Annotated in this window: 25 protein-coding genes; 15 read left to right on the top strand and 10 right to left on the bottom strand. The window is 65.6% G+C overall.

Going from position 1 to position 25,816, the window contains the following annotated elements; all coding sequences use genetic code 11:
- Nucleotides 1-71: 71 nt before the first annotated feature.
- The 4 genes from CAG31_RS09070 (at nt 72) to CAG31_RS09055 (ending at nt 6,311) form a co-directional block, all read left to right on the top strand.
- A complete protein-coding gene (locus tag CAG31_RS09070; protein WP_085580046.1) occupies nt 72-1,718 on the top strand; it encodes a GMC family oxidoreductase in 1,647 nt (548 codons plus the stop codon).
- Nucleotides 1,719-1,845: 127 nt separating this feature from the next.
- Nucleotides 1,846-3,468: an MFS transporter gene (locus tag CAG31_RS09065; protein ID WP_085580044.1), complete on the top strand. Its 1,623-nt coding sequence runs from the start codon at nt 1,846-1,848 to the stop codon at nt 3,466-3,468.
- Between the two features lie 175 nt (nt 3,469-3,643).
- On the top strand, nt 3,644-5,875 hold the full coding sequence (locus tag CAG31_RS09060) for a C1 family peptidase (RefSeq protein ID WP_085580042.1): 2,232 nt from the start codon (nt 3,644-3,646) through the stop codon (nt 5,873-5,875).
- 16 nt (nt 5,876-5,891) lie between these two features.
- Entirely contained in the window at nt 5,892-6,311 is a 420-nt protein-coding gene (locus CAG31_RS09055; RefSeq protein WP_085580040.1) for a hypothetical protein, read from the top strand.
- 10 nt (nt 6,312-6,321) lie between these two features.
- On the opposite strand, the gene CAG31_RS09050 is transcribed toward CAG31_RS09055, so the two are convergent.
- The 4 genes from CAG31_RS09050 to CAG31_RS09035 all read right to left on the bottom strand — a co-directional run bounded on the left by CAG31_RS09050 (nt 6,322) and on the right by CAG31_RS09035 (nt 10,691).
- Nucleotides 6,322-6,681, bottom strand: a complete 360-nt coding sequence (locus CAG31_RS09050; RefSeq protein WP_085580038.1) for a DUF427 domain-containing protein — start codon at nt 6,679-6,681, stop codon at nt 6,322-6,324.
- Between the two features lie 143 nt (nt 6,682-6,824).
- Nucleotides 6,825-8,231: a serralysin family metalloprotease gene (locus CAG31_RS09045; RefSeq protein ID WP_085580036.1), complete on the bottom strand. Its 1,407-nt coding sequence runs from the start codon at nt 8,229-8,231 to the stop codon at nt 6,825-6,827.
- A 198-nt stretch (nt 8,232-8,429) separates the two neighbouring features.
- Entirely contained in the window at nt 8,430-9,191 is a 762-nt protein-coding gene (locus tag CAG31_RS09040; RefSeq protein ID WP_085580034.1) for a hypothetical protein, read from the bottom strand.
- A 24-nt stretch (nt 9,192-9,215) separates the two neighbouring features.
- On the bottom strand, nt 9,216-10,691 hold the full coding sequence (locus tag CAG31_RS09035) for an alkaline phosphatase D family protein (RefSeq protein ID WP_085580032.1): 1,476 nt from the start codon (nt 10,689-10,691) through the stop codon (nt 9,216-9,218).
- A gap of 434 nt (nt 10,692-11,125) precedes the next feature.
- Here CAG31_RS09035 and CAG31_RS09030 point away from each other — a divergent pair, with 434 nt between their 5' ends.
- Complete coding sequence (locus CAG31_RS09030; protein ID WP_085580030.1) at nt 11,126-13,072, top strand: DNA topoisomerase III; 1,947 nt, start codon at nt 11,126-11,128, stop codon at nt 13,070-13,072.
- A gap of 44 nt (nt 13,073-13,116) precedes the next feature.
- Nucleotides 13,117-13,620, top strand: a complete 504-nt coding sequence (locus tag CAG31_RS09025) for a GNAT family N-acetyltransferase (RefSeq protein WP_085580028.1) — start codon at nt 13,117-13,119, stop codon at nt 13,618-13,620.
- A 13-nt stretch (nt 13,621-13,633) separates the two neighbouring features.
- Here the strand turns inward: CAG31_RS09025 and CAG31_RS09020 are convergent, their stop codons facing one another.
- The gene (locus CAG31_RS09020; RefSeq protein ID WP_085580026.1) at nt 13,634-14,005 is read right to left on the bottom strand and encodes a hypothetical protein; all 372 of its coding nucleotides are present in this window, start codon (nt 14,003-14,005) and stop codon (nt 13,634-13,636) included.
- Between the two features lie 127 nt (nt 14,006-14,132).
- Between CAG31_RS09020 and CAG31_RS09015 the strand changes: the two genes are divergently transcribed.
- Nucleotides 14,133-14,462 (top strand): hypothetical protein, encoded by a 330-nt coding sequence (locus CAG31_RS09015; protein WP_085580111.1) that lies wholly within the window; start codon nt 14,133-14,135, stop codon nt 14,460-14,462.
- On the opposite strand, the gene CAG31_RS09010 is transcribed toward CAG31_RS09015, so the two are convergent.
- Nucleotides 14,443-15,555 (bottom strand): MBL fold metallo-hydrolase, encoded by a 1,113-nt coding sequence (locus CAG31_RS09010; RefSeq protein ID WP_139831331.1) that lies wholly within the window; start codon nt 15,553-15,555, stop codon nt 14,443-14,445. The two genes, CAG31_RS09015 and CAG31_RS09010, sit on opposite strands and share 20 nt — an antisense overlap.
- 46 nt (nt 15,556-15,601) lie before the next feature.
- On the bottom strand, nt 15,602-16,483 hold the full coding sequence (cynR, locus tag CAG31_RS09005; RefSeq protein WP_085580024.1) for a transcriptional regulator CynR: 882 nt from the start codon (nt 16,481-16,483) through the stop codon (nt 15,602-15,604).
- Nucleotides 16,484-16,601: 118 nt separating this feature from the next.
- On the opposite strand from cynR, the gene cynS reads away from it, so the two are divergent.
- The 4 genes from cynS (at nt 16,602) to CAG31_RS08985 (ending at nt 19,008) form a co-directional block, all read left to right on the top strand.
- Nucleotides 16,602-17,069 (top strand): cyanase, encoded by a 468-nt coding sequence (cynS, locus tag CAG31_RS09000; RefSeq protein ID WP_085580022.1) that lies wholly within the window; start codon nt 16,602-16,604, stop codon nt 17,067-17,069.
- Nucleotides 17,070-17,151: 82 nt separating this feature from the next.
- Nucleotides 17,152-17,388: a DUF2790 domain-containing protein gene (locus tag CAG31_RS08995; RefSeq protein ID WP_085580020.1), complete on the top strand. Its 237-nt coding sequence runs from the start codon at nt 17,152-17,154 to the stop codon at nt 17,386-17,388.
- A 12-nt stretch (nt 17,389-17,400) separates the two neighbouring features.
- A complete protein-coding gene (locus tag CAG31_RS08990; protein ID WP_085580018.1) occupies nt 17,401-18,060 on the top strand; it encodes a carbonic anhydrase in 660 nt (219 codons plus the stop codon).
- Between the two features lie 171 nt (nt 18,061-18,231).
- Complete coding sequence (locus CAG31_RS08985; RefSeq protein ID WP_085580016.1) at nt 18,232-19,008, top strand: alpha/beta fold hydrolase; 777 nt, start codon at nt 18,232-18,234, stop codon at nt 19,006-19,008.
- Between the two features lie 48 nt (nt 19,009-19,056).
- Here CAG31_RS08985 and CAG31_RS08980 read toward each other — a convergent pair whose 3' ends face one another.
- Nucleotides 19,057-20,559 (bottom strand): aldehyde dehydrogenase family protein, encoded by a 1,503-nt coding sequence (locus tag CAG31_RS08980; protein WP_085580014.1) that lies wholly within the window; start codon nt 20,557-20,559, stop codon nt 19,057-19,059.
- 186 nt (nt 20,560-20,745) lie between these two features.
- On the bottom strand, nt 20,746-21,654 hold the full coding sequence (gene glsB, locus CAG31_RS08975) for a glutaminase B (RefSeq protein WP_085580012.1): 909 nt from the start codon (nt 21,652-21,654) through the stop codon (nt 20,746-20,748).
- Between the two features lie 390 nt (nt 21,655-22,044).
- On the opposite strand from glsB, the gene CAG31_RS08970 reads away from it, so the two are divergent.
- Both CAG31_RS08970 and CAG31_RS08965 read left to right on the top strand, forming a co-directional pair.
- Nucleotides 22,045-22,242 carry a hypothetical protein gene (locus CAG31_RS08970; protein WP_085580010.1) on the top strand — a complete coding sequence of 66 codons (198 nt, stop codon included), beginning with the start codon at nt 22,045-22,047 and terminating at the stop codon, nt 22,240-22,242.
- A 59-nt stretch (nt 22,243-22,301) separates the two neighbouring features.
- A complete protein-coding gene (locus tag CAG31_RS08965; RefSeq protein ID WP_085580009.1) occupies nt 22,302-22,817 on the top strand; it encodes a DoxX family protein in 516 nt (171 codons plus the stop codon).
- A gap of 2 nt (nt 22,818-22,819) precedes the next feature.
- On the opposite strand, the gene CAG31_RS08960 is transcribed toward CAG31_RS08965, so the two are convergent.
- A complete protein-coding gene (locus CAG31_RS08960) occupies nt 22,820-24,448 on the bottom strand; it encodes a murein L,D-transpeptidase (RefSeq protein ID WP_085580007.1) in 1,629 nt (542 codons plus the stop codon).
- Nucleotides 24,449-24,596: 148 nt separating this feature from the next.
- Here CAG31_RS08960 and CAG31_RS08955 point away from each other — a divergent pair, with 148 nt between their 5' ends.
- Nucleotides 24,597-25,322: a murein L,D-transpeptidase catalytic domain family protein gene (locus CAG31_RS08955; RefSeq protein WP_085580005.1), complete on the top strand. Its 726-nt coding sequence runs from the start codon at nt 24,597-24,599 to the stop codon at nt 25,320-25,322.
- 232 nt (nt 25,323-25,554) lie between these two features.
- Nucleotides 25,555-25,812, top strand: a complete 258-nt coding sequence (locus CAG31_RS08950; RefSeq protein WP_085580003.1) for a DUF2790 domain-containing protein — start codon at nt 25,555-25,557, stop codon at nt 25,810-25,812.
- Nucleotides 25,813-25,816 lie beyond the last annotated feature (4 nt).

Below are 25,816 nucleotides of genomic sequence, written 5' to 3'. Positions count from 1 at the left end.
AACTAACATTCTTTTGACGAAAGCTAACAACTAGGATGACCGACAACAAAAACAAGAAGCGAGGTCAGGGAATGCAGACTTCCCTTGATGAATACGACTACATCGTGGTCGGCGCCGGTCCCGCCGGCTGCCTGCTGGCCAATCGGCTGTCGGCCGATGCCCGGCACCGCGTCCTGCTGCTGGAGGCCGGCGGGCGCGACAACTATCCCTGGATCCACATCCCCGTGGGTTACCTGTTCTGCATCGGCAACCCGCGCACCGACTGGTGCTTCAAGACCGAAGCGCAACCCGGCCTCAACGGCCGCGCGCTGAGCTACCCGCGCGGCAAGGTGCTGGGCGGCTGTTCCTCGATCAACGGCATGATCTACATGCGCGGCCAGGCCGGCGACTACGACGGCTGGGCCGCTGAGGGCAATCCCGGCTGGGCGTGGCGCAACGTGCTGCCGCTGTTCAAGCAGAGCGAAAACCACTTTGCCGGCGCCGCCGAGTTCCATGGCGACCAAGGCGAATGGCGGGTCGAGCAGCAGCGCCTGTCGTGGCCGATCCTGGATGCGTTCCGCGAGGCCGCCGAGCAAAGCGGCATTGCCCGCATCGACGATTTCAACCTGGGCGACAACGAGGGCTGCGGCTACTTTCAGGTCAACCAGAAGGCCGGGGTGCGCTGGAATGCGGCCAAGGCGTTTCTCAAGCCGATCCGCGACCGGGCCAACCTGACCGTGCTGACCGGGGCCGAAGTGGACCGGGTGCTGTTCGAGGGCGGCCGGGCCAATACGGTCCGTGCACGCTGGCAAGGCCAGGCGAAGGCGTTCAAGGCGCGCAAGGAGATCGTGCTGTGCGCCGGCTCCGTGGGGTCGCCAAGCATTCTGCAGCGCTCCGGGATCGGCCCGCGGCCGTTGCTGGAGCGCCTCGGCATCGGTGTCGTCCATGAACTGCCGGGCGTGGGCGGCAACTTGCAGGACCACCTGCAACTGCGGCTGATCTACAAGCTGGAGAACGCCCGCACCCTCAACCAGATCGCCGCCAGCCCGTGGGGCAAGATGGGCATGGGCCTGCGCTACCTGTATGACCGCAGCGGGCCGCTGTCGATGGCGCCGAGCCAGTTGGGCGCGTTCGCCCGCTCGGGGCCGGAGCAGACCTCGGCCAACCTTGAGTACCACGTGCAGCCGCTGTCGCTGGAGCGTTTCGGCGAACCGCTGCACCCCTTCCCCGCCTTCACCGCCTCGGTGTGCGACCTGCGTCCGCAGAGCCGCGGCCGGGTGGAGATCCGCTCGGCGGATCCCCAGGCGGCGCCGCTGATCCAGCCCGATTACCTCAGCCATCCCGAAGACTTGCGCGTGGCCGCCGACGCGATCCGCCTGACCCGGCGCATCGTCGCCGCCCCGGCCCTGCGCGTGTTCAACCCGGTGGAGTACCTGCCCGGCGCCAACCTGCAGACCGAAGAGGAACTGCACGAGGCGGCGGCGAAGATCGGCACGACGATTTTCCATCCGGTGGGCACCTGCCGCATGGGCCACGGGGCGGACGCAGTGGTGGACGCGCAGTTGCGCGTGCACGGCGTACCGGGCCTGCGCATCGCCGATGCCTCGATCATGCCGCGCATCACCTCGGGCAACACCTGTTCGCCTACGCTGATGATTGCCGAGAAGGCGGCGCAACTGATCCTTTCCCCGACCGTCGCCGCAGACCTTGCGGGAGCCAGCCTGCTGGCGATCTCCTGAATTACCGCTATCGCCAGCAGGCTGGCGCCTACAGGGGACGCTGCACCCGCTTCACAGACATCGCGCGTCACCGGGACACGCAACACCAGTGGAAACAACAAAAACAATCACTGTGAGGGATACCGATATGTCAGAACACGTTCAGCCGCTGGACGCCGTGGGCGCCACGCAGACCACCCCCGATACCCGCAAGGTCATCTTCGCGTCGTCCCTGGGGACGGTGTTCGAGTGGTATGACTTCTTCCTCTACGGCGCCCTGGCGGCGGTGATCAGCAAGCAGTTCTTCGCCGGGGTCAACGACACCACGGCGTTCATCTTCGCGCTGATGGCGTTCGCCGCAGGCTTCATCGTGCGGCCGTTCGGAGCGCTGGTGTTCGGTCGGCTGGGGGACATGATCGGGCGCAAGTACACCTTCCTGGCGACGATCATCCTGATGGGCGTGGCGACGTTCGCCGTGGGCCTGCTGCCGACCTACGCCAGCATCGGCATCGCCGCGCCGATCATTCTGGTGGTGCTGCGCATGCTCCAGGGCCTGGCCCTGGGCGGCGAGTACGGCGGCGCCGCGACCTATGTGGCGGAGCACGCGCCCATCGGCAAGCGTGGGTTCCACACCAGCTGGATTCAGTCCACCGCCACCCTCGGCCTGCTGCTGTCGCTGCTGGTGGTGCTCGGCTGCCGTTACTTCACCGGCGATCAGTTCGAGGTGTGGGGCTGGCGCATTCCGTTCCTGCTGTCGATCGTGCTGCTGGGCATCTCCACCTGGATCCGCCTGAGCCTGCACGAGTCGCCCGCGTACCTGAAGATGAAAGAGGAAGGCAAGACCTGCAAGGCGCCGATCCGCGAGTCGTTCGGCAAGTGGGAAAACCTCAAGGTGGTACTGACCGCGCTGTTCAGCATCAACGCCGGGCAAGCGGTGACCTTCTACGCGGCGCAGTTCTACGTGCTGTTCTTCCTCACCCAGTTCCTGAAGATGGACGCGGCGGTGGCCAACAGCCTGCTGATCGTCAGCGTGGTGATCGGCGCACCGTTTTTCATCATTTTCGGCTGGCTGTCGGACAAGGTCGGGCGCAAACCGGTGCTGATGATCGGCCTGCTGCTGGCCACGGCGCTGTACTTCCCGATCTTCAAGTCCCTGGCGCACTACGCCAACCCGGCCATCGACCAGGCCAGCCGCCAGGCGCCGATCACCGTGTCCGCCGACCCGGCCACCTGCACCTTCCAGTTCGATCCGGTGGGCAAGGCCAAATTCGACAGCCCGTGCGACAAGGTCAAGACCTTCCTGGTCAAGCAGGGCCTGCCCTACAACAGCGAAGCCCTGCCGGCCGGCAGCGGCGTGCAGGTGAGCGTCGGCGACGTCAAGCTCGACGGCTTCGACGAAGCCGCCCTGCGCGGCGCCGTGACCCTGGCCGGCTACCCGCAGCAGGCCGACATGCAGCAGATCAACAAGCCGATGATCGTCGCCCTGATCGTGGCGCTGATCATCATCTCCGCCATGTGCTACGGCCCCCTGGCGGCGCTGATGGTCGAACTGTTCCCGACCCGCATCCGCTACACCTCGATGTCGTTGCCCTACCACATCGGCAACGGCTGGTTCGGCGGCTTCCTGCCGACCGTGTCGTTTGCGCTGGTGGTGTACACCGGGGACATCTTCTACGGCTTGTGGTACCCGGTGCTGATCACCGGGGTGAGCCTGGTGGTGGGCATGCTGTGCCTGCGTGAGACCAAGAACATCGACCTGAACAAGAACTGACGCCGGTCCTTGTCGGCGAGGGGCACCCCTTCGCCGACCACGCTTCATCGGCTCGCCGTACCCCGCGCCTGCGCCCGGAAATTCTCGTCTACGCTAAACCTCACCAACGAAACCCTGCGACGCAGAAAGCGTTCGTGGCGTGGGGGTACGCGCCTCTCGGATCGAGGATTTCCCCATGCCTGCTTCCGTGTTTTCCTTCGCCAAGACTCCCCTCACCCTCGACGCCCGCCCGGATCGCCTGGACCTGCGCGACCGGATCTTCACCCCGCGCGTGCAGTCGCTTCCCGCCGCGTTCCCGTCGGATGACGACATCATCCATGAGCTGGCCGACTACCTGAACCGCGGCATGGTGCTGTACCAGGGCAACGAAGGGGCCTGCACCGGTTTCGGCCTTTCGGCGGTCATCAACTACCTGCTGTGGTGGCGCGACCGCCAGTCGGTGCTGACCAGCCCGCGCCAGCTCTACCATCTGGCCAAGCTCTACGACGAGTGGCCGGGCGAGGACTACACCGGCTCCAGCTGCCGCGGGGCCTTGAAGGGCTGGCACAAGCACGGTGCCTGCGAACGCAGCCTGTGGCCCTACACCGTCGCGCCGAACGGCTCGGCGCCGGACTTCGAAGCGCCGGCCGCCAACTGGGCGCAGGACGCCGTGACCCGGCCGCTGGGCGTTTACTACCGCGTCGAGAAAGACGACATCACCGCGATGATGGCGGCGCTGCATGAAACGAAAGTGCTCTACGTGTCGGCCAATGTGCACAAGGGCTGGGATCTGCAGCACAAGGGCAAGTCGGGCACCCAGGCGTTCCACAGCACCTCCCAGCTGCCGGTGATCAAGTGGACGTCCAAGCCCGAAGGCGGACACGCGTTCGCCCTCCTCGGCTACACCCACGAGGGGTTCATCGTGCAGAACTCCTGGTCCACGGCCTGGGGCTTTTCGGGCTTTGCGATCCTGACGTTCGAAGACTGGCTGGCCAACGGCACCGATGCCTGGACAGTGTCGCTGGGGGTGCCGATCAAGCACGGAACGGTTGCGCGCAATCTGCAGCCTGCCGACGTCCGGGGCGGTGCTTCGTCCCCGTTCATCGATGCCTTGTCTCCGGTCAACGCCAAGCGCGCAGGTCTTTCCCTGTTGTCGTTCGACCTGTTCAAGAAGCCCCGCAAGGGCCTGCCCGCCCTGGAGCCGAAAGCCGCCTATGGAATGACGGTGGTCATGGAAAACAACGGCGCCATCGGCCCACGCCTCGTAGACAAGGAAAACGTGCGCACCGCCGTGATGCATATCGTTCGGCAAGCGCCGAAGGTGTGGTACGGCAACCTCAAGGACTCAGACCGGCCGGACAAGCTGCGTATCGCGGTCTTCTCCCACGGCGGCCTCAACACCGAGAGCGATTCGATCGATCGCATCTGCGCGATGGCCCCCTACTTCCTCGCAAACGGCGTCTACCCGTTGTTCATCACCTGGCGCACCGGCGTGCTGGAGACCGTGGCGGATATCGTCAAAGACAACTTCCCCGGCCTGCTTTTCTCCTCGGGCGGCATCATCGACTCGATCAAAGACGCCAAGGACGAATTCGTGGAGGACATGGATCGCACGCTGGAAATGCTCACCAAACAATTCGGCGGCGACCAATGGAGCCAGACGAAGCAGAACGCGCTGGCCGGTTCGGTCAGCGGATTCACACCGCGGGCGTTGGTGGAGATAGCCGACAATCTGCAGGCGCTCGCCGCCGACCTGGGGCCAGCCAACGTCGAACTGCACCTGATCGGCCACTCCGCCGGGTCGTTGATCAATGGGCATCTGATCCAGTTGCTCTGGTCCAGGCATTTGCCCACCGCCACGTCCACACTGTTGGCGCCGGCCTGCACGCTCGACTTCGCCAATCGGACCTATCGCAGGGTCATCGAAGACGGCGGCTTGCAACGCAGCGACTTCCACTTGCACATCATGTCCGACAATCGCGAACAGGACGACAACGTCATCCACGTCTATCAAAAATCGCTGCTTTACCTCGTCTCCCGCTCGTTCGAGGAACTGCAACGCATGCCGCTGCTGGGCATGGCCAAGAGCCTCGACGGTGCCTATCACACCTTCAGCGACCCCAAACTGAGCGAATGGAACCCCGCCGCCAAAGACATGACCCTGCAGTGGAACAACTTCTACTGGAACGGCAATGCGCCTTCGGGTTTCGCCCTGACGGGCAAAGGCCTGACCGAGGAGGCCGCACGAACCCTGCACATCTACAACGACACGAAAATGAAGTACGGGCCCGACGACAAAGACAAGCACGACACCTCCCACGGCGGATTCGACAACGACGTGAATGTCATGACCTCGGCCCTTAAGACCATTCTGCGGCTCGACCCCGACGTCAACCTGAAAGAGCGCATCGTCGACCTGAACTATTGAGCACCGGAGCCCGCACATGACGCCTTCAACCCTCGCTCCACCGGGCGCAAGCGAACTGCTGCGCACCGTCGACGTCCGGGCCGTCGAACCCTGGTTCCCCACCTCGGTGATGCTGACCGCCGGGGAACGCTATTTCTTCCGGGCCTGGGGAAACTGGTTCGATTGGGGCACACAGCACAACGCCAACGGTGAGCCGCAACCCAAACTCGACAAGTTCCTGCCGTACATCCGCTGCAAGGCACCAGGCGCCACCTGGTTCACGCTGATCGGCGCGGTCGACAAGGACCGGGACAGTTTCTTCCCCATCGGCGACGGCCTGCGCTGGCCCGACGGCTGGGTCGCACCGGCCAGCGGTCAGCTCAGGTGCTTCGCCAACGATGTGCGGATCATGTACTTCAACAACACCGGGGCAGTCACGTTGCAGGTCTGGCGCTGAGCCCGGCGGTTCAACTGATCACCTGGAACTTCACCTGATCGGGGTAGAACGCCACGTAGTCGCGGATCGCCGCCACCGACACTTTGGGGCGTTCGTAGGTCCACACCGCGTTGGCGCCTTCATGGCCGGGCACCTGCAGGCTGAAGTAGTTGGCGTCGCCCTTGTACGGGCAGTAGCTGGTGTGGTCGGTGCGGGCGAAGTATTTCTCGTCGATGTCTTCGCGGGGGACGTAATAGACCGGCGGGTAGTTGGCTTCCTTGAGGATCAGCACGTGGGAGGAAGCGGCCACCTGGATGCCGTGGAATTTCACCAGCAGGCAACCGGAAAGCTCTTCGAGGGAGATGACGGGTCTGGGGCCTGAACGTTTCATCGACTGCTCCTGACGGCGGTACAGGGATCGGTTCAGGTATAACCCATGCGACCCGACCGCGCCGGATCCGCAGCCGAACGGCGCACCGCCCATGAAAAAACCGCAGCCTTCGCAGGCTGCGGTTTCTTTTTGCGCAGGTCAGGTCACGCGACGATGTCGCTTGCCAGCGCCTGCCCCACCACGCCCACGGCGAAGTCCACCGAACCTTGGCCGGTCAGGTCGATCATCAGACTGGTCTGGTTGGTCTGCGCGAAGTAGGTGAGGATCGCATCGCCGGCATGGCCGGTGAAGCCGCTGACGAAGTTCAGCGTGGCCGCGCCGGTGGCGAAGCCGGCGATGCCCGACAGGTCGATCTTGTCCAGGCCGCTGGTGAAATCCATGATCCAGTCCGGCGCGGTCATGGTCGAGTCGCTGGCCGCGCCGAACACGAAGGTGTCGGCCCCTTCCCCGCCCCACAGCGTGTCGCCGCCGCCACCGCCGTAGATCAGGTCGTTGCCGGCGCCGCCCACCAGTTCGTTGGCCGCCGCGTTGCCGATCAGCAGGTCGTTGCCCGAACCGCCGATGGCGTTCTCCAGGGTCACGCCATAGGCGATGGACACGTTGCCCACCAGGCCGCCGACGTCGGAGAACGAACCTTCATTGAGGTTGATCTTCTGGTTGTGGCTGAAGCCGGAGAAGTCCAGGGTGTCGTTGCCGCCGCCGTCCCACACCGAGAACACCACCTTGGAACTGTTGGAGGTGGCGCTGTAGAAGTCGCGCTCGGCGTTGGAGTTGAAGCCGTAGACGGTGTCGTCGGCACGGGTCTGCAGGTTGGCGCCGTAGAGTTTCTGCACCGCCACGATGTCGTCCAGCAACGGCGCCGATGCGTAGGCGCCGCTGCCGTCCTTGCTGAAGTTCTGGGCGGTGTTGCTTTCGCTCCAGTAGCTCATGAGGCTGTAGCCGCGGGTGTCTTCGGCGTACTTGGCGTCACCGTAAGTCGGGTTGCCGTTGCCGGCGTTGTAGGCGCCGGGGTGCGACAGGCCGAGGGTGTGGCCGATTTCGTGGGTCAGGGTCTGGCGCCCGTAGTTGTTGGTGCCCGGGGTCTTGTTGACCTGGTACTGGTCGTTGATCAGGTACCAGGACTGGCCGTCGTAGCTGCTGCCTTGGGGCAGGTAGGCGAACGCCGCGCCGCCGGTGCTGACGTCGTAGTTGCCGAACGTCATGTGGCCGTCGCCGCCGTTGCCTTCGGTGAAGGTGACGTTGGCCACGTCGGCCCAGGATTGCATGGCGAGCACGGCCTGGGCTTTCTGCAGGGCGCTGAACTCGCCGAAGTTGCCCAGTTTCGGGTTGTAGTTGGCAGGCTTGTCGGTCAGGAAGGTGTAGCTGAGGTCGATCTTGCCGTCGCCGTTCTTGTCCTGCCAGGACATGCCCTTGCGCAGGATCTCGGCGGCGGCCTGGTCGGCGGTGAACGACGGTTTGCCGTTGACCTGACCGTCGCCGCGGTCGTACAGGTGGCGGAAGGTGTCGATTTCGGTGAAGGCGTTGCTGGCCTGGGAAGAGGCTTGAGGCATGGTGTACGTCCTTGTTTCAGAATTGTCGGTGTCCGACAGACCACGGCGATCTCCGGCGAGACCGTCCTGTCACTCGCCCCTGCCGTCGCGAAACGGCAGGCGCGGTGAACCTGACACAGCCCGAAACAGGGCGCCAATCAATTTCTCGATACTCCCGCCCGCGTCCCCGCTCTTCCCTTCACCTCAGTTGCCGTCGGCTCACTTGCCGTCGTGGATGTTGTAGTCGTGCGGCGCGGTGTACCGACCCTTGGGCGGCGCCACGTTGTTCTTGGTGAAGTATTCGTACCAGTACATCGCCGTCGCCCAGATCGCTTCGGGGCTGGAGGCGCGCGATTCGAGGCCGGGCGTGAGGTCCAGGCCGGTGGCCGCGTAGAGGGTTTCCAGCATGCAGGCCGTAGGCAGCCCGATGCCGTCGTGGATCGGGTTGGGCGTGCGCGCCACGCCCCAGGAAAACGCCAGCCAACGCACGACGTGCTCCAGCGCATCGACATAGGCCCGGCCCTTCTCGAACAGTTCGCGCTTGCTCAGCACGTCCTCCTGCGAACGGGGCCAGGCGATCACGGCGATGTTTTTCCAGCGGCCCTCGTCCGCCAGCAGCTGCACCGGGGACTCCACCACACCGTTGCGCTCGGTGGCGAACACGCCGCCTTCGGGCTGGAACAACGGCACGTGCAGGATCGTCGAGTGCGCCACGCCCTTGGGCGACAGTTTCAGGAAGGCTGACGTTGACCAGTAGGACGGCAGCAGGTCAAAGCGCAAGTGCGACTGGCCGGTGCGCAAGCGCCAGGCCATCGTGTCGTTGGCGCCGGCCAGCAGCACATAGGACTGGTCGGGGTTCTTCTTGTCCGCCAGCTCGCCGACGGCGCGCTCCAGCCAGCCGACGTTGTCTTCCTTGGCCTTGCGCTTGAAGGTGCTGATCTGCGGGTTGGACCGCGCGACCTCTGTGAATTTGACGGGCATGTCGGTTCTCCATGAACGGGGTCATCAGGCATTGAGCAACGTGAAAGGGCCGGCGGACGACGCCGGCGTGGGTGGCGCGGTGATCGGGTAGTAGGTGACCTTCAGTTCCACGCCGAACCCTGAACGGGAAAACTCCACCAGCGCGACATGGTTGCCCCGCCAGCCCTGCGGCCGCGTCGGCTCGTCCGGCCGGAACGCCTTGTTGCCGAAAGAGGCCGGGGCCTTTTCGGGATCGGAATGCAACGGCCATTGCTGGCGGTCGCCGAAGATGCCGTGCAGGAAGTCGCCCGCCTTGGCCAGTTGATCCACCACCGGCGTCGGCACCAGGCTGGTGGGCGAGCAGACCACCTCGGTCAGGCAGGTGCGCGAGGTCTTCATGTTGCTGGCCTGCATCACCCGGCTCCAGTGCACGTCGCCGGTGAGGAACACCACCTGGATGCCGTGCTGCCCCAACCGGTCGAGGGTGTCGATCATCATCTTGTACTGCACGCCGTAGTTGGCCAGCTCGGCGTCGCCCAGCTTGTCCATGAAGGCCGGCTGGGCCGACAGCGTCTGCCCGGTGGCCAGCACGCCGATGCGCGGCTGACCCTTGCCTTGGGAAGCGATCAGGTCATTGGCCCACAGCTTGAACGCGTTCTCGGCATCGATCGGCATCAGGCCCTGGGGGTGGTTGAAATCGGCCATGCGCTGGCTGCGCGTGTCGAGAAACAGCATGCTCAGCGGCTCGATGTCCAGGCGCAGGCTGGTCTGCGCCACGGTGCCGCCCTGCTGGTAGTCGGCGTACATCTCACGGGCGGCGTCGGCCCACAGGTTGACGCCGCCGGCGGGTGTCGGCGCGGTCTGGGTGCCGTTCTTCCAGAACTGGCTCCACGGGTAGTTGTTCCAGAACTCGTGATCGTCCGGCAGGCAAAAGGCCGGGGCCTTGCTCAGCCCTTGCTGGAGGCCGATGCCGCCGGTCATCTCCGAGAGCCAGTTGTGCCGGTACTTGCGCGAGATGGCCTGGCGCAGCGCGTCTTCGGTCTGGGGCATGGACTCCAGCGCCGGGGCATCGAGGTAGACCTGGTCGCCGGCGAACAGGGCCATGTCCGGCTTGACCGGCAGGCGTTGAATGAACCGGCCGACGTCCACCGCGTCGGTTTCGCAGCAGTAGCACGAGGCGAGCAGGATCTTGAAGCTGCCTTGCAACTTCGCCGGCACGCTGGCCGGCAACGAGGTCACCCGCAGGAAATACGGCGTGAAACCGGCCCCGGCGTCGACCCGGACGGGGTGCTCGACCCCGGCGCCCAGCGCCTTGAAGGTGAACACCGCCTGAAAGTTGGAGTACGGGTTGCCCGGCTTGCGGTCACGGATCGGCGCAAACACGCCGGCAGCCACCGGCACGAAGGGTTGGGAACCGACCGTGAAACTGACGGTGGGCGGCTTGGGCACGTCAAACGCCCCCACCCACAGCTTGATCTCATCGGGCGCGCCGAGCAGGGGACGAGCGATCAGATAGGCCATGGCAACTCCTGGGCCGCGAGGCCGGAAGATCTGGGTGACAGGCAGAGTCCGCCAATGGCCGGGCGACGCTGGCGCAAGGAAGGATGCCGGAGGAAAGCACGGGAAACGCGGCTCGGCTGCATCATGCAAATGCCCTCTCCACTGGACGCTCCAAGGTGGCCGCGCCGCTTCACCGATGAAGCGGGCCGGGCCTGATCCATAAGGAGTCTCGTTCCGAGAATTCGCCGCAGGACACAGCCATCGAACGAAACGGGCTCCGCCGAAACCGTTCGGGGGCGCCCTGATTGCTCAGTTAAGCAACGGTCGGCAGGAACGCAAGGCGCGGCAACCTCCGGCAACACGAAAGCTGTACATCCATACAGATAAAAGTTGCCCATCGGCGCAACTCCAGCCATCCTGTGCGCCTCTTCGGACTTTGATCGACGACGGTGTCCATGCGGCTGTACCTCTGCGAAAAACCTTCCCAGGCGAAAGACATCGCCGCCGTGCTGGGCGCCAAGCGCCGGGGCGACGGCTGCTGGCTGGGAACGGACGTCACGGTGACCTGGTGCATCGGCCACCTGCTGGAGACCGCGCCGCCGGACGCCTACGACGCCCGCTACAAGCGCTGGGTGCTGGCGGACCTGCCGATCATCCCCGACCGCTGGAAAATGACCGTCAAGCCGCGCACCGCCAGCCAGTACAAGGCAGTGAAGCGCCTGCTCGGCGAGGCCAGCGAACTGGTCATCGCCACCGACGCCGACCGCGAGGGCGAAATGATCGCCCGCGAACTGGTGGAGCATTGCCGCTACCGCGGGCCGATCCGCCGCCTGTGGCTGTCGGCCCTGGACGAAGCCTCGATCCGCAAGGCCCTGGCCGCGCTCAAGCCGGGGGCCGAGACCTTCAGCCTCTATCACTCGGCGCTGGGACGCTCACGGGCCGACTGGCTGATCGGCATGAACATGAGCCGTCTGTTCACCCTGCTAGGCCGCCAATCGGGCTATCAGGGCGTGCTGCCGGTGGGCCGGGTGCAGACGCCGACCCTGCGCCTGGTGGTGGATCGCGACCGCAGCATCGCGGACTTCGTACCGGTGCCCTACTGGGCCATCGACGTGCAGTTGCTGCACGACGGCCTGCCGTTCACCGCCCAATGGCGCGCACCGTCCGATGCCTGCGACGACCAGGACCGCTGCCTGAACCAGGCGTTGGCGCAGCAGGCGGCCGACGCGATCCGCGGCGCCGCCAGCGCCCGGGTGGTGAAGCTGCGCACCGAACGCCTGCGGGAAGTGGCGCCCCTGCCCTTCGACCTGGGCACCTTGCAGGAAGTCTGCTCGAAGAAGCTCGGCCTCGGCGCCCAGGAGACCCTCGACGTCGCCCAGGCCCTCTACGAGACCTACAAGGTCATCACCTACCCGCGCAGCGACTGCGGCTACCTGCCCCTGAGCCAGCACGCCGAGGCACCGGGGATCCTGGCGGCGCTGCGTCAGGCCGACCCGAGCCTCGAAGCCCTGCACGGCCACCTGCAACCGCAACGCCGCTCCCGCGCCTGGAACGACGCCAAGGTCAGCGCCCACCACGGCATCATCCCCACCGCCGCCGCGAAAAACCTCGAACGGCTCACCGGCAAGCACCGCGCGGTGTACACCCTGATCCGCGCACGGTATCTGGCGCAGTTCCTGCCCGACCACGAATACGACCGCACCCAGGCGGATTTCGATTGCGCCGGCCAGGCCTTGCGCGCCGTCGGCAAACAGATCGTCGAGCCCGGCTGGAAACGCGCCTTGCCTGAAGCGCTGGCCGCGGCCAGGGGGCGCGAGGCACCGGCGCCGCAAACCTTGCCGGCGCTGAGCCAGGGCGACGACTGCACGGTGGCGGACGTGAAGCTCAAGGATCTGTGGACCCAGCCGCCCAAGCCCTACACCGAAGGCGACCTGATCAAGGCCATGAAGAACGTCGCCAAACTGGTGGAGGATCCGCTGCTCAAGCAGAAACTCAAGGACACCACCGGCATCGGCACCGAAGCCACCCGCGCCTCGATCATTCAGGGCCTGCTGGACCGCGGTTACCTGGTGAAGAACGGCAAGGCACTGTCGGCGACGCCTGCGGCGTTCAGCCTGATCGACGCCGTGCCACGGGCCATCGCCGACCCCGGCACCACGGCGATCTGGGAACAGGCGCTGGACATGGTGCAGAGCGGCGAGATGAGCCTGGAAGAGTTCGTCACCAAACAGGCGGCCTGGATGAGCAAGCAAGTCACCCGCTGCGCCGGCCTGAGCCTGACCATCAGCGGCCCGCCACCCTCCGGCAAGGCTGCGGCGCCGTGGAAGAAAAAACGCAAGAGCACCGGACGCAAAACCGCCGGCGCCGGAAGACGCACGGCAAAAGCGGCCGCCAAACCGTAAACCGCGCACTAGAGTGTCTGAAGCGATTGCCAGGAACCCGCGCCATGCCCAGCATCGAACTGCACGCCGCCCACCGCGACGACCACGACACCCTCGACAGCCTGATGCAGTTCTACCTGCACGACTTCAGCGAATGGCTGCCGCTGAAACTCGGGGAGAACGGGTTCTATCCCATCGGGCCGACGCTCGACTACTGGCGCCACCCCGCCACCCGCGCCTTCCTGATCCGGGTGGACAACGAACTGGCGGGGTTCATCAGCGTGGACGGCAACACACACCTCAAGGGCGCCGAGCACAACCTGGGCTATCTCTTCGTCTGCCGGCGCTGGCGTGGCCGAGGCGTCGCGCAATTTGTCGTCTCTGACCTCTTGAGCCGCATCCCCGGCCAATGGCAGATTTTCCACATCGACGCCAACCGCCCGGCACAGCGGTTCTGGGCCGGAGCCATTCCGGCGCTGAGCAGCGGCGCATTCACCTGCGAGCAACGCGTGATAGACGGCTACCCTTGCACCGTCTACGGCCTCCAAAGCCCCGCTCCCATGGCCTGAACTCCCCTTTTCCTCATTCCAAAACGACTTTGTCCGACAATATGTAGTGACCAAAAATAATCACTACAAAACCGTTGACGACGTCGTTCGGCTTTTGCATGATGCAGACGTCTCCCCGATCGGGAGCACTGGCAACACGCTTGAGCAAGCTCGTCTGACCGCCGAGTTGTTTTTTCCGGATACACGCTGCCCACAAGGCAGATTGAAGAAGCTGACCTGGCCTGAACGTCCAGTACAAGGACGGGAAACGCTGGCGAAAATTCTCAAGTCGCTTGTGGCGAACCCTGAAAAAGTCGTCAAGGAGCCTCCCGGTTTTCGCTGTTTCTCTTCGTTGTGACGCTATCGCGTAGCAGTTATTCAACACGACTACATGCAACAGACGCATGACCCCGTACTTATCACGGGCGACCGCTGACGTCCTGGTTTCGGTGCCAGGGATCAACTAACCGATGGGCTACCTGTATTAGCGAATCAACTTTGCAAGATCACCAAACTGGTCAAGGGGCATGAACATGAATCTGAACAATCAACCTACCATCGAAGAATTGGCTCGTCTTTTCGCAGCGAAGAAAGACACCCACGACAGCCATATCCTGTGGATCAGCAAGTCGGGGCAGGTACAGATCGACTGCCTGTCGCCCCACGCCGGTGAAGAAGAGTTCGACAAGAACAACCAGAACCTGCTGGCCCGCCTGAAGATGTACCGCCGCGGCCAGGGTTATGTCGGCAAGAAGGCCGCCGCCGACAAGGACTTCATCGGCAATGTCCTGCAGACGCTGAAACAGGCGTGGGACTCGATGCAGAACCAGACTGAGGCCCGGGTCATCGACCGCCTCTGCTGATCGGCGAACGCCATGAAAAACCGCTCCCCTTCAAGGGAGCGGTTTTTTTTTCGGGCGCCGGAAAGCGCACCTCGGACAGCGGCGCCGGCAGCACGACCGGCACCTGCGGGCCGACCGTGGTCTGCACCACCCGGATCATCGAGCGCACATCCTGCCCGACCAACAGCCTCGGTTCATGGGGATCGTTGCCGAAGAAGTTTTCCCAATGGCCGATCAGCACCATCCGTGGCCTATGCCGCTCCAGCACCCGCTGCGGATAGTGGCGTACCTGTTTCCACGACGAGGCGCAGAGTATTTCAACGTCGACGCCCTTGCCGTCGGCCAGCGCCGGCATGTAGCCGAGCGGCGGCGTGGCCGCCGAATCCTGATAGTGGATGCGATAGACCGGGTACTTTCCGGCGTCGTCCATCAGGTCGATGACCCAGGCCAGGCTCTGGCCGGGCTTCCACCGCCACAGCGACAGCTCGGGTTTCGTCAGATCGGTGTGATAGTCGCCGGGCACCAGGTTCAGGCCGGCGACATGGCCGGCGTGTTCGCTTTGGATCGGCATCACCCGGATGCGGCCGCTGGGGGACGGGAACCATTGCCCCTCCTTCATCAGCGGGCCGGGCTCGCCGAAGCCTTTCAGTTTCGCCATGTCGTCTTGAACATCGACAACGGGAAACCGCTTCAGCTCATCGAACCCCTGGAGGATGTGCTTGACCGTCTCCGAACCGTAGATCGTCGCCTGAGGCGTGTACTTGCGGACGATGATCGGCACATCCAGCAGATGGTCGTAATGGCCATGCCCCACCAGCAGCATCCGCACGTCAGCGGCGTCGGGCACGTCGCGCATGGCGTCATCGATCTTGCGCTCATTGGCCAGCACCAGCGGGGAAGGCACGCCGCGCAGGCCGAACAGGCTGGGGTTGCTGAACGACGGCGCCAGCATCAGGCCCTCGCCCTTCCAGTGCAGCAGCCACCCGCCGACACCGAGGAACTGGATCTTCGGCCCGGACAGTTGGTGATCGTTCGAGACCCGGAGGTTCTGATCCTGCGGATCCCGGGTGCAGCCCGTCAACACCATCAGCACGATCAGCACAATCACCGGCATCGCTGCATTCCTCCGTGAGGCTGTCCAAAGCCTAGCGGAGGAAGGCTCAGGCGTCAGGCGTTCCCAGCAGCAGGTTCATGAACGCCACCGACGCGGCGCTGTGGTAGTTGTTGCGGCGCCGCAACACCGCCGCTCCGCGCTCTGGCGCCTCGCCTTCGGCGCGGACCTTGTGCAGCCCCCGGTCCAGGGTCGCGATGGCCTCCGGCAGCATGGTCGCCATCGGCGTGTGGCGTATCACTTCCAGCAGCGTGCTCACGGAGTTGACCTCGATCTGCACCCGGGGGGAGATGCCCTGCCGGCGGAAGTATTCGTCGGTGGATTGGCGCGTGATGAACCCCGGCGCCAGCAAGGCGAAATCCAGCTGCGCCACCTCGTCCGGGCTCAGCGGCGACTCACGTCCGTACAGCGGATGGCCGCGCCCGACCATGATCCCCAACGTCTCGACGAATGCGGGAATGCACTCGATGTCGGGATGGCGCGCCGGTGCGAACGCGATCGCGATGTCCAGCGAGTCGTCCGCCAGCCCCGCCTCGATGTCGTCCATCGACAGCTCGAAGATCTCCAGGTGAATGCCGGGAAACCGCGCCGCGAAATCCCGCACCAGCGGCCCGACCAGGTACGCCATGAACGTCGGGGTCATGGCCAGGCGCAAGGTGCCGCGGGTCAGGTCCTTGACGTCATGCAGCGCCCGCTTGCCCGCCTCCAGCTCCACCAGCACCCGCCGCGCGCATTCGATGTAGGCCAGGCCGGCGTCGGTGGGGCGGACCGTGCGCGAGGTGCGGTCGAACAGCGTCACGCCGAGGCTGTCCTCCAGTTGGCGGATCTGTTGCGACAGGGTCGGCTGCGACACGTGCAGCGCCTCCGCCGCGCGGGTGAAGCCGCCGTGGTCGGCCACGGCCAGCAGGTAACGCAGATGTCGCAGCAGCATGGGCACACCATCTATAGGCAGGACTTATGCGAAGCATTGTATATCGATCTTGGACGCTATGGATCGATCGGCGCAAGATCGCTTCCACACCCAAGCCAACCCCGAAAGGAGTGACACCATGCAACAGTCCCACGCCTACAACGACACCAGCCTGGCCCTGACCACCCGCGTCCTCGACGCCAAGGCCCGCAAAGACCTGTCGTGGCAGGACCTGGCCGACGACACCGGCCTGAGCCTGGCCTACGTCACCGCCGCCCTGCTCGGCCAGCACCCGCTGCCGGCGGCCGCCGCGCAGACCGTCGGCGACAAGCTGGAACTGGACGCCGCCGACGTCGCCGCCCTGCAGGTCATCCCGCTGCGCGGCAGCCTGAGCGGCGTGCCGACCGACCCGACCATCTACCGCTTCTACGAGATGATCCAGATCTACGGCACCACCCTCAAAGCCCTGGTCCACGAGCAGTTCGGCGACGGCATCATCAGCGCGATCAACTTCAAGCTCGACATCAAGAAAGTCGAAGACCCAGAAGGCGGCTCCCGCGCCGTGGTCACCCTCGACGGCAAGTTCCTGCCGCTGCGTCCGTTCTGATCCACCCGGCCCGCACCCGGCGTGCGGGCCTCCCCTACCCCGATAGCCGACATCGTCACACCACTTGTCTGGAGGCTGCCCCATGCAAAAGATTCCGTTGCTCCTCGCCCTGCTCGCCGGTCTTGCCGCCCAGGCCCAGGCCGATGAAGAAGCCGTCGCCTACCGCTACGGCATGGCGCTGGACATTGCCCAGGTCGTGAGCGTCACCCCGGTCGCGGACATCTGCGGCGTGGTGCCCGTCGAGATGACCTACCTCGATTCACACGGCGACAAACACATCCTTCAATACAGCGAATTCGGCACCGGCTGCTCCAACTGAGAGGACGACACCATGAAAAACCTGATCGAAGGCTTCCTGAAATTCCAGAGCGAAGCGTTTCCGCAACGCACCGAACTGTTCAAGCACCTGGCCACCACCCAACAGCCCGGCACGCTGTTCATCACCTGTTCCGACAGCCGCGTGGTGCCGGAACTGCTGACCCAGCAAGAACCCGGCGAGCTGTTCGTGATCCGCAACGCCGGCAACATCGTGCCCTCCTACAGCCCGCACCCGGGCGGGGTATCGGCCACGGTGGAGTACGCGGTGGCCGTGCTCGGCGTCACCGACATCGTCGTCTGCGGCCACTCCGACTGCGGCGCGATGACCGCCATCGCCCAATGCAAATGCATGGATCACCTGCCCGCCGTCAGCGGCTGGCTGCAGCACGCCGAGTCGGCGAAGGTGGTCAACGAGTCCCGGCCCCATGCCGATGACGCGGCGAAGCTGAGTTCGATGGTGCGGGAGAACGTGATCGCGCAACTGGCGAACATCCAGACCCACCCCAGCGTGCGCTTGGCCCAGGAAAAAGGCCTGCTCAACCTGCACGGCTGGGTCTACGACATCGAGACCGGCTCCGTCGACGCCCTCGGCAGCGACCGCCGCACGTTCGTGTCGCTGGCCGAGCACCCGGCCACCTGCGCGATACCGGCCACGTCCGCCGCAGCCGCCTGAACCCGACGCCCCGAACCCTTCGGGGCGTTCGCTTTGTATCGCTCTGTAGCCTGCGCGTCGCCAGACACAGTCCAACGCATCCACGGCGGGAGCCCGACACATCGCCGATACAGCCAGCGCCTTCAATAGGCCTGAACGCGGTATCCCTCCTCCCGACACAAGGAACACACGATGAACAAGTGGTTTGCAGGACTTGCCCTCACCGCCGCCATGGCCGGCGCCGCCTCGGCCATGGCCGCCGACGCCAAGCCCACCGTCGTGCTGGTGCACGGCGCCTTCGCCGACTCCAGCAGCTGGAACGGCGTGGTGAAGATTCTGGAAAAGGACGGCTATCCGGTGGTGGCCGCCGCCAACCCGCTGCGCTCCGTCAAGGGCGACGCGCAATCGGTGGCCGATGTGCTGGCCGGGATCAAGTCGCCGGTGGTGCTGGTCGGCCACTCCTACGGGGGACCTGTGATCAGCGCGGCGGCCTACGGCAACGCCAACGTCAAGGCACTGGTCTACGTCGCCGCGTTTGCCCCTGAGGCGGGCGAAACCGTGGCCGGGCTGGCCGGCCGTTTCCCCGGCAGCACCCTGGGCCCGACCCTCGCCCCGCCCGTGGCCTTGAAGGATGGCGGCAAGGATCTGTACATCCAGCAGGACAAGTTCCACGACCAGTTCGCCGCCGACGTGCCGAACGCCGACGCGAAACTGATGGCCGCCACCCAACGCCCGATCACCGAAGCGGCGCTGAACGAGGCGTCGGGCGAGCCGGCGTGGAAGTCGATCCCGTCGTGGTTCGTGTACGGCGACAAGGACAAGAACATCCCGCCCCAGGCGCTGGCGTTCATGGCCGAACGGGCCCACGCCCGGCAGACCGTGGTGGTCAAAGGCGCGTCCCATGTGGTGATGGTGTCGAATCCGAAAACCGTGGCCAGCCTGATCGAAGCGGCCGCCACCGCGAAGTGAAACGAAAAGGCCGCGCCCGTCATCCCGACGGGCGCGGCCTTTTGCCGTTCAGCGTTTGACGCCCAGGTCGACCTGGGTCATGCGGCTGCGCACGGTGAACACACCGTCGCCGGACAGGATCGCGCTGCGGGCGAACAGGCGTCCGCTCTCCCAGTTCGAAAGCCCCAGTTCCGGCTTGTTCAGCGCGTATTGGCCATCGACCCAGCGGGTGATGCCGTTACCCACGAACGGCGCGTTGACCGCACTGTAGAAGCGCTGCTGTTCGGCGACGTTCTCACTGATCAGCGACACGGTGAACTGCGGGCTGTAGCGGTTGAACAAGGCAATCGCCTGGTCCAGGCCGTCGACGATCATCAGGCTGGTTTCCGGGGTCTCTTCCCATTCCCACTCGCGGCCCAGCTGCGCCTCGGGCAGCGCTTCAGCCTGGGCCTCGGTTTTGTAGCCTTCGGCGCGGTAGACCTCGACCGTCGCGTTGCGCCACTCATCCGGCAGGCATCCTTCACTGCCCTCGACGATGTGCAGCTTGCAGGCCTGACCGCGCGCGGCGCCGGCCTGTCGCAGCGCATCGAGGAACAGCGGCACCAGTTCGGCGGCGCGCTCGCGGTGGATCAGGCAGACGTTGAGGGTGTTGCAGACCTTGCGGTCCAGCGAGTTGCGCACCACCGCCGCGAAACGTTCGGCGTCGGCCTCCCGGTCGGCGATCAGCCACGCGCCGCCGGTGCCGTGCAGGCTGACGGCGGTGCCGGCCTGCTGGGCGATGCTGCCCAACTGGCTGACCGCCCGGCCCGAACCCCGGGCCACCGCCAGCGACAGGCGCCGGTCGGCGAACATCGCCCAGCCGGCGGCGTGGTTGACGCTTTCCACCAGCGACACCGCACCGGCCGGCAGACCGGCATCGGCCAGCGCCGGGTTCAGCGCATGGGCGACGATGGCTTGCGCGGTGCCCAGCGCATCGCTGCCGATCCGCAGCACGGCGGTGTTGCCGGTGCGCAGTACGCCGGCCGCGTCGGCGAACACGTTCGGGCGGCCTTCGAACACGAAGGCGACGATGCCCAGCGGCGACACCACTTGCTCCACTTTCCAGCCGTCGTGCTCGACGCAGCTGATGACTTGGCCACGGGTGGCCGGCGCATCGCGCCAGGCCCGCAGGCCGGCGATCATGTCGCGGCGCATGCGCTCGTCGGCCAGCAGGCGCGTAGTGGAACGGCCGCGGGCCTTGGCCCTTTCGATGTCGGCCAGGTTGGCCGCTTCGATCAGGGCCCAGCACTCGGCGGACTCCAGGCGTTGGGCGAACAGGTCGAAGAAGCGGCCGATGGCTTCGTCCGACACCGAAGACAATGCGCTGAAGGCAGCGGCGGCGCGTTCGATCGCCACCGCCGCCGCTTGCTGGTCGGCCACGGGAATCAGCAGCAGCTCACCGCTGACCTGCTCCACGAGCAGGTGGTCACCGGGTCGGAAACGCTCAGCCAGTTCGGGGCTGACCACGGTGACGCGGTTGCCGGCGAAAGGGATGGGCGTGCCAGCGACGAGACGTTCGAGCGCGAGAGACATGAAGCGGATTCACCATAGGAATGAGCGGGCAAAAAATGTATAGGAAGGCCCGCCACCAAGGCAACCCACAGAACCCTGTGGGAGCGAGCCTGCTCGCGATGGCGTCAGGTCAGCCGGCCCCTATGTCCCTGGCCCACCGCCATCGCGAGCAGGCTCGCTCCTACACTCGGCGAATGGCTGTGCCGGTCAGAACACCGACCAGCCGATCCGCGCGCTGAGCATCTCCAGCGCCGCCATGCCTGCCAGCGAGTTGCCCGCCGTGTTGAGCTCGGGCGACCACACGCACACCGTGAACTGCCCCGGCACCACCGCGACGATGCCGCCGCCCACGCCGCTCTTGCCCGGCAGGCCGACGCGGTAGGCGAAGTTGCCGGCCTCGTCGTACAGGCCGCTGGTGGCCATGATCGAGTTGACTTGCTGGGTCTGGCGGCGGGTCAGGATCTGTTCGCCGCTGTGCTTGCAGAAGCCGTCGTTGGCCAGGAAGCAGAACGCGCGGGCCAGGTCGATGCAGCTCATGCGCAGCGCGCAGTGGCTGAAGTAGCTGCGCAGCACCGCCTCGACGTCGTTGTGGAAATTGCCGAACGACTGCATCAGGTACGCCATCGCTGCGTTGCGGGCGCGGTGCTGGTATTCGGACTCGGCGACCTTGCCGTCCACCATCACCTGAGGGTTGCCCGACAGCCGCCGGACGAAATCGCGCATCGACAGCGCCGGCGCGGCGAAGCGCGACTGGTTGATGTCGCAGATCACCAGCGCCCCGGCGTTGATGAACGGGTTGCGCGGCCGCCCGCGCTCGAACTCCAACTGCACCAGCGAGTTGAACGGCTGGCCGGAGGGCTCGTGGCCCAGGCGTTCCCAGATCGCCTCGCCGGAATGCTCGATGGCCTGCACCAGGCTGAACACCTTGGAGATGCTCTGCACCGAGAACGGTGTGTCGGCGTCGCCGGCACAGTACATTTCGCCGTCGTTGCCGTACACGGCGATGCCCAACTGATTGGCCGGCACGGTGCCGAGGGCGGGAATGTAGTCAGCCACCTTGCCTTGCCCGATCAGGGGCCGGACAGCGTCAAGGATCTCGTTCAACAGCGCTTGCATGCCGGGTTCCGAAGTCTCGCCCCGTGGGATCGCGGGGACACCGTGGCTAGACGCTGCGGACCGCTGCCGGATCACAGCGCCCGATCAAATCCATTGAGTGGTGTCCTCACCGACGCCATCGCCAGCAGGCTGGCTCCTACAAGTGATGTGCAGCACGCAAAACCTGTGGGAGCCAGCCTGCTGGCGATGAGGCCCGCACCGTCGATGCATTCCATGCCTGACACCCCCTGGGTCTGTATCGCAGTGTGTACCGCCTCGCCGCAGACACACGGCGCCCACACTTTTGCCTCTGCGCGACACATCGCCGATACACCCCGGCGTTCAAATGAACCTGTCGACCGGCACTGCCGGTCAAGCCTTTCAAACCACTCGATACGTCGGAGAACCACCATGACTCAGCTCTCGAAAAAGTCCCTCGCCCTCGGCCTGCTGATCGCCTCGGGCCTGGCCCTGTCCAACGCCGCTTCGGCCTCCGAGGCCTTCAGCGTCAAGCAACTGGATCACGGCTACAGCCAGGCCAAGGCCGACGCCACGGAAAAGTCGTCGGAAGGCAAATGCGGCGAAGGCAAGTGCGGCGCCGGCGAATGACGCCCGGCACGGGGCACGCCGTTGCCCCGTTTCCCCTGTAAACCATGGAGCGTTTGATCATGACCCCCTCTCTTTCCTCCGCCGTCAAAGGCCTGCACCTGAACCTCGACCGCGCCGGCCAATGGCTCGCGCCGCTGACGCTGCGGCTGTTCATCGCCTGGGAATTCTTCGAATCGGGCCTGGAGAAGTTCAACGGCCAGAACTGGTTCGAAGACATCCAGGATCGGTTCCCCTTCCCCTTCGACCATCTGCCGGCGACCCTGAACTGGGAACTGTCGATGTGGGCCGAGCTGATCGGCGCGCTGGCGATCCTGATCGGCCTCGGCACACGCTTCTCGGCGGTCTCGCTGATCGTGGTGACCGTGGTCGCCACCGCCGCCGTGCACTGGCCGGCGGACTGGTCGTCGCTGAGCGAACTGGCCCAAGGCTACGCGATCACCAACAAGGGCTTCGGCAACTTCAAGCTGCCGGCCATTTACCTGGCGGCGCTGCTGCCGCTGGTGTTCGCCGGGGCCGGCAAGCTCAGCGTGGATGCGTGGCTGGCCAGGGTGTTCTGGCGGCGCCACGCCCGCTGAGGTCAGTGCGCCCGGTCCAGCCCCGCCAGCAGCGCGCTGTCGCGGCTGTAGATGTCCGGCGCGTAGAGCACGCGCCCGTGGCTGTCGACCTGGGCGGTCCAGTAGGTCATCAGGATCGGCACCGGGTTGGCCAGGCGGAATTCGTGGGTGGTGCCGGTGGCCAGCAAGGTATCGGTGCGCGCCTTTTCCGCCGGGCTGAGCAGCAGGTCGCGCAGCTTCATCGGATGCTCGACCCGCACGCAACCGGAGCTGAACGCCCGCGGCCCCTTGTCGAACAGCGCCTTGCTCGGCGTGTCGTGCAGGTACACCGAGAACGGGTTGGGGAAGCGGATGACCATTTGCCCCAACGGGTTGCGCGGCCCGGCGTCCTGGCGCAGGAGGATGTTGCCGGGGTTGTCCCAGTCGATGTCGGCGGCGGCCAGCGGCTGGCCGTTGGCGTCGAGCACTTGCAGGTTCTGGCGGCTGAGGAAGGTCTGGTCCTTGCGGATCTCCGGCAGCTTGTCTTCCTTCCAGATGGTCGGCGGCACGGTCCAGGTCGGGTTCAGGGTCAGCCGGGTGACCCGGGACTTGAGCAGCGGGGTCTGGCGTTCGGCGCGGCCGACCTGGGTTCGGGTCTTCCACACCGGCAGGCCGCCCTGGTACAGGGTCAGTTCGGCGGCGGCGACGTTGACCAGCAGGCCGTCCGGCTCCATGTCCTGGGCCAGCCAGCGGAAGCGTTCGAGGTTGACCCGCAACTGGTCACGGCGGGTCAGCGGGCTGATGTTGAGCTCGGCGATGGTGCCGGGGCCGACCACGCCGTCGGCCTGCAGCGAATGGTTGGCCTGGAAGCTCTTCACCGCCTCCACCAGCACGCCGTCGTAGGCGTTGCCCGGCGTACCGGCCGCGCTGTGCAGGTAGCCTTCGCTGTACAGGCGCTGAGCGAGTTCCGGCACGCGCTTGTCCGCCATGTCCGGGCGCAGCAGCGGCCCGTTGCTCACGGGCCCCCAATGCGGCAAGGCTTGCTGGCGCTGGGCGGCGTAGAGGTGACGCAGGTCCCGGTACTGCGCCAGGCGCGGACGGGCGCGGTCGAACGCCGCCGCGATGTCGTGCATGCCCGGCACGGCGATGTCCAGCAGTTCGGCCTGCCGGTCGCGGGGCGTGTCGTCGGCATGCCACAGAGGTTCGAAGTGCGATTGCAGCAGGCGGCCGTAATGCAGGTCCTGCAGGGCTTGCAGGTAGTGGCGGCTGATGTCGATGTCGGCGCACAGGTCGCCGTCCTGGGGTACGCTGCCCGCCACCGGATAGCGTTGGGGATTGAGGCCGTCATCGGCCAGCAGTTGCAGTTGCGCATGCAATGTCGTGAGCCGCTCGCGGTCTGCCCACACGGGCAGCCAGTCCTGCTGCTGATAGAACGCCTGCAACTGCTGGAGCGCGGGGGCGTCGAGCCGGGCCGCCACGGCCGGACAGGCCTGGGGCAGGCTGACCAGCGACGCCTGCAACGGGCTCTGCACCGGCGCCGGCGCGGCCACCGGCGCATCGACCGTCACGTCCGCCGGCAACGTCGGCAGCCCCGGCAACGGCTCACCGGCACAAGCGACAAACGGCGCAGCGAGCAAACAAATGCTCAAGTAGCATGCATGTTTTTTGAACAACTGCTTTACTCCAATCCATGGCCGTCCTGAATGACGGTCAACCTTACATCAGGTGCGGTGAACAGTCAGGCCCGATTCCCGGGCTTGCGGGGGACGACTGGACGTCAGGAGCCTAGCCAGACAAGCAGCAAGTGAGGACTCTCTGTAAATGTTGACGACGTTTCGCCGACTTCTGCTGACTGCCATCGTCCCGGCCTTGATTGCCGCCTCGATGACCAGCCCAGCCATTGCCGCCGGCACTGCCCGGCCATCCCTCTACAACAGCCTCGCGCACGCCGCACCGGAACTCAATCCCCAGGCGCTGAAAGGTGCCCTGAACGCCATGCAGTGCGCGGTCAACAGCGGCGCCCGGCAATCGCGCCACCTGGCGATCATCGACTACTCGCAGCCGTCCACGGCCCGCCGCCTGTGGATCTTCGACCTCGCCCGCCGGAAACTGGTGCTGCGCGACCTGGTCGCCCACGGCTCCAACTCCGGGGAAAACTACGCCACCCAGTTCTCCAACCGCGAGGGCAGCTACCAGTCCAGCCTCGGGCTGTTCCGCACCCAGGAAAGCTACGAAGGCACCCACGGCTATTCGCTGCGCATGGACGGCCTGGAACCGGGCTTCAACGACATGGCCCGCGACCGCGCCATCGTGATCCACGCCGCCGACTACGTGAACCCGTTGTGGAGCCAGCGCCAGGGCCGCATCGGCCGCAGCCAGGGCTGCCCGGCGGTGCGCCCGCAGGTGGCCAAGCGAGTGATCGACAGCCTGAAGGACGGCCAGTTCATGTTCTCCTGGTACCCCGACCAGCACTGGCTCAAGTCCTCGCCGTACCTCAACTGCCAGCCGCAGCAGGTCGCCGGGATCATCAGCTCCGCCGGCAACTGATCCCTGCATCATTGGAGCCCTGCACAATCCCCTGCGGGCGCCAGACTGCTGACGATAGCGCCAGCGAACGCACCGCAGAACCGGCCAAGACCGTCGCTCACGCCGACCTTCTCGACCACCGTTTCATTACAGCTTTGTAATCAAGCTGTCGGTTTGCCGAGCGGATCGCCCGGTAGCCTGAAGTTGTCCCGGCACCTGTGCCGACCCACTTCACGCACCGAGCGACCCCATCATGAAAACCCTGATCCTCGCCTTCGCCGCCCTCCTCGCCACCGGTTCCGCGTTCGCCGCGCCTGCGCCGGAACCGACCGTGATCCACGACCAAAGCGGCTTCTTCGTTCATCTGGATATCGACAAAGTCCTGTCCAGCACCGATATTTCCCAGGCCTGCGGCGTGATTCCGGCGCGGCTCAACTACCTCGACCACCAGGGCCGCGAACATGTGCTGGACTATCAGGTGCAAGGCAGCGGCTGCACCAATGACCATTGAGGCC

The organism is Pseudomonas sp. R25(2017) (genome assembly GCF_002112565.1).
GTDB classification, from domain to species: domain Bacteria; phylum Pseudomonadota; class Gammaproteobacteria; order Pseudomonadales; family Pseudomonadaceae; genus Aquipseudomonas; species Aquipseudomonas ekonensis.
Note: the sequence above shows the minus strand (reverse complement) of the source record. Positions and strands in the feature narration are given on the sequence as shown.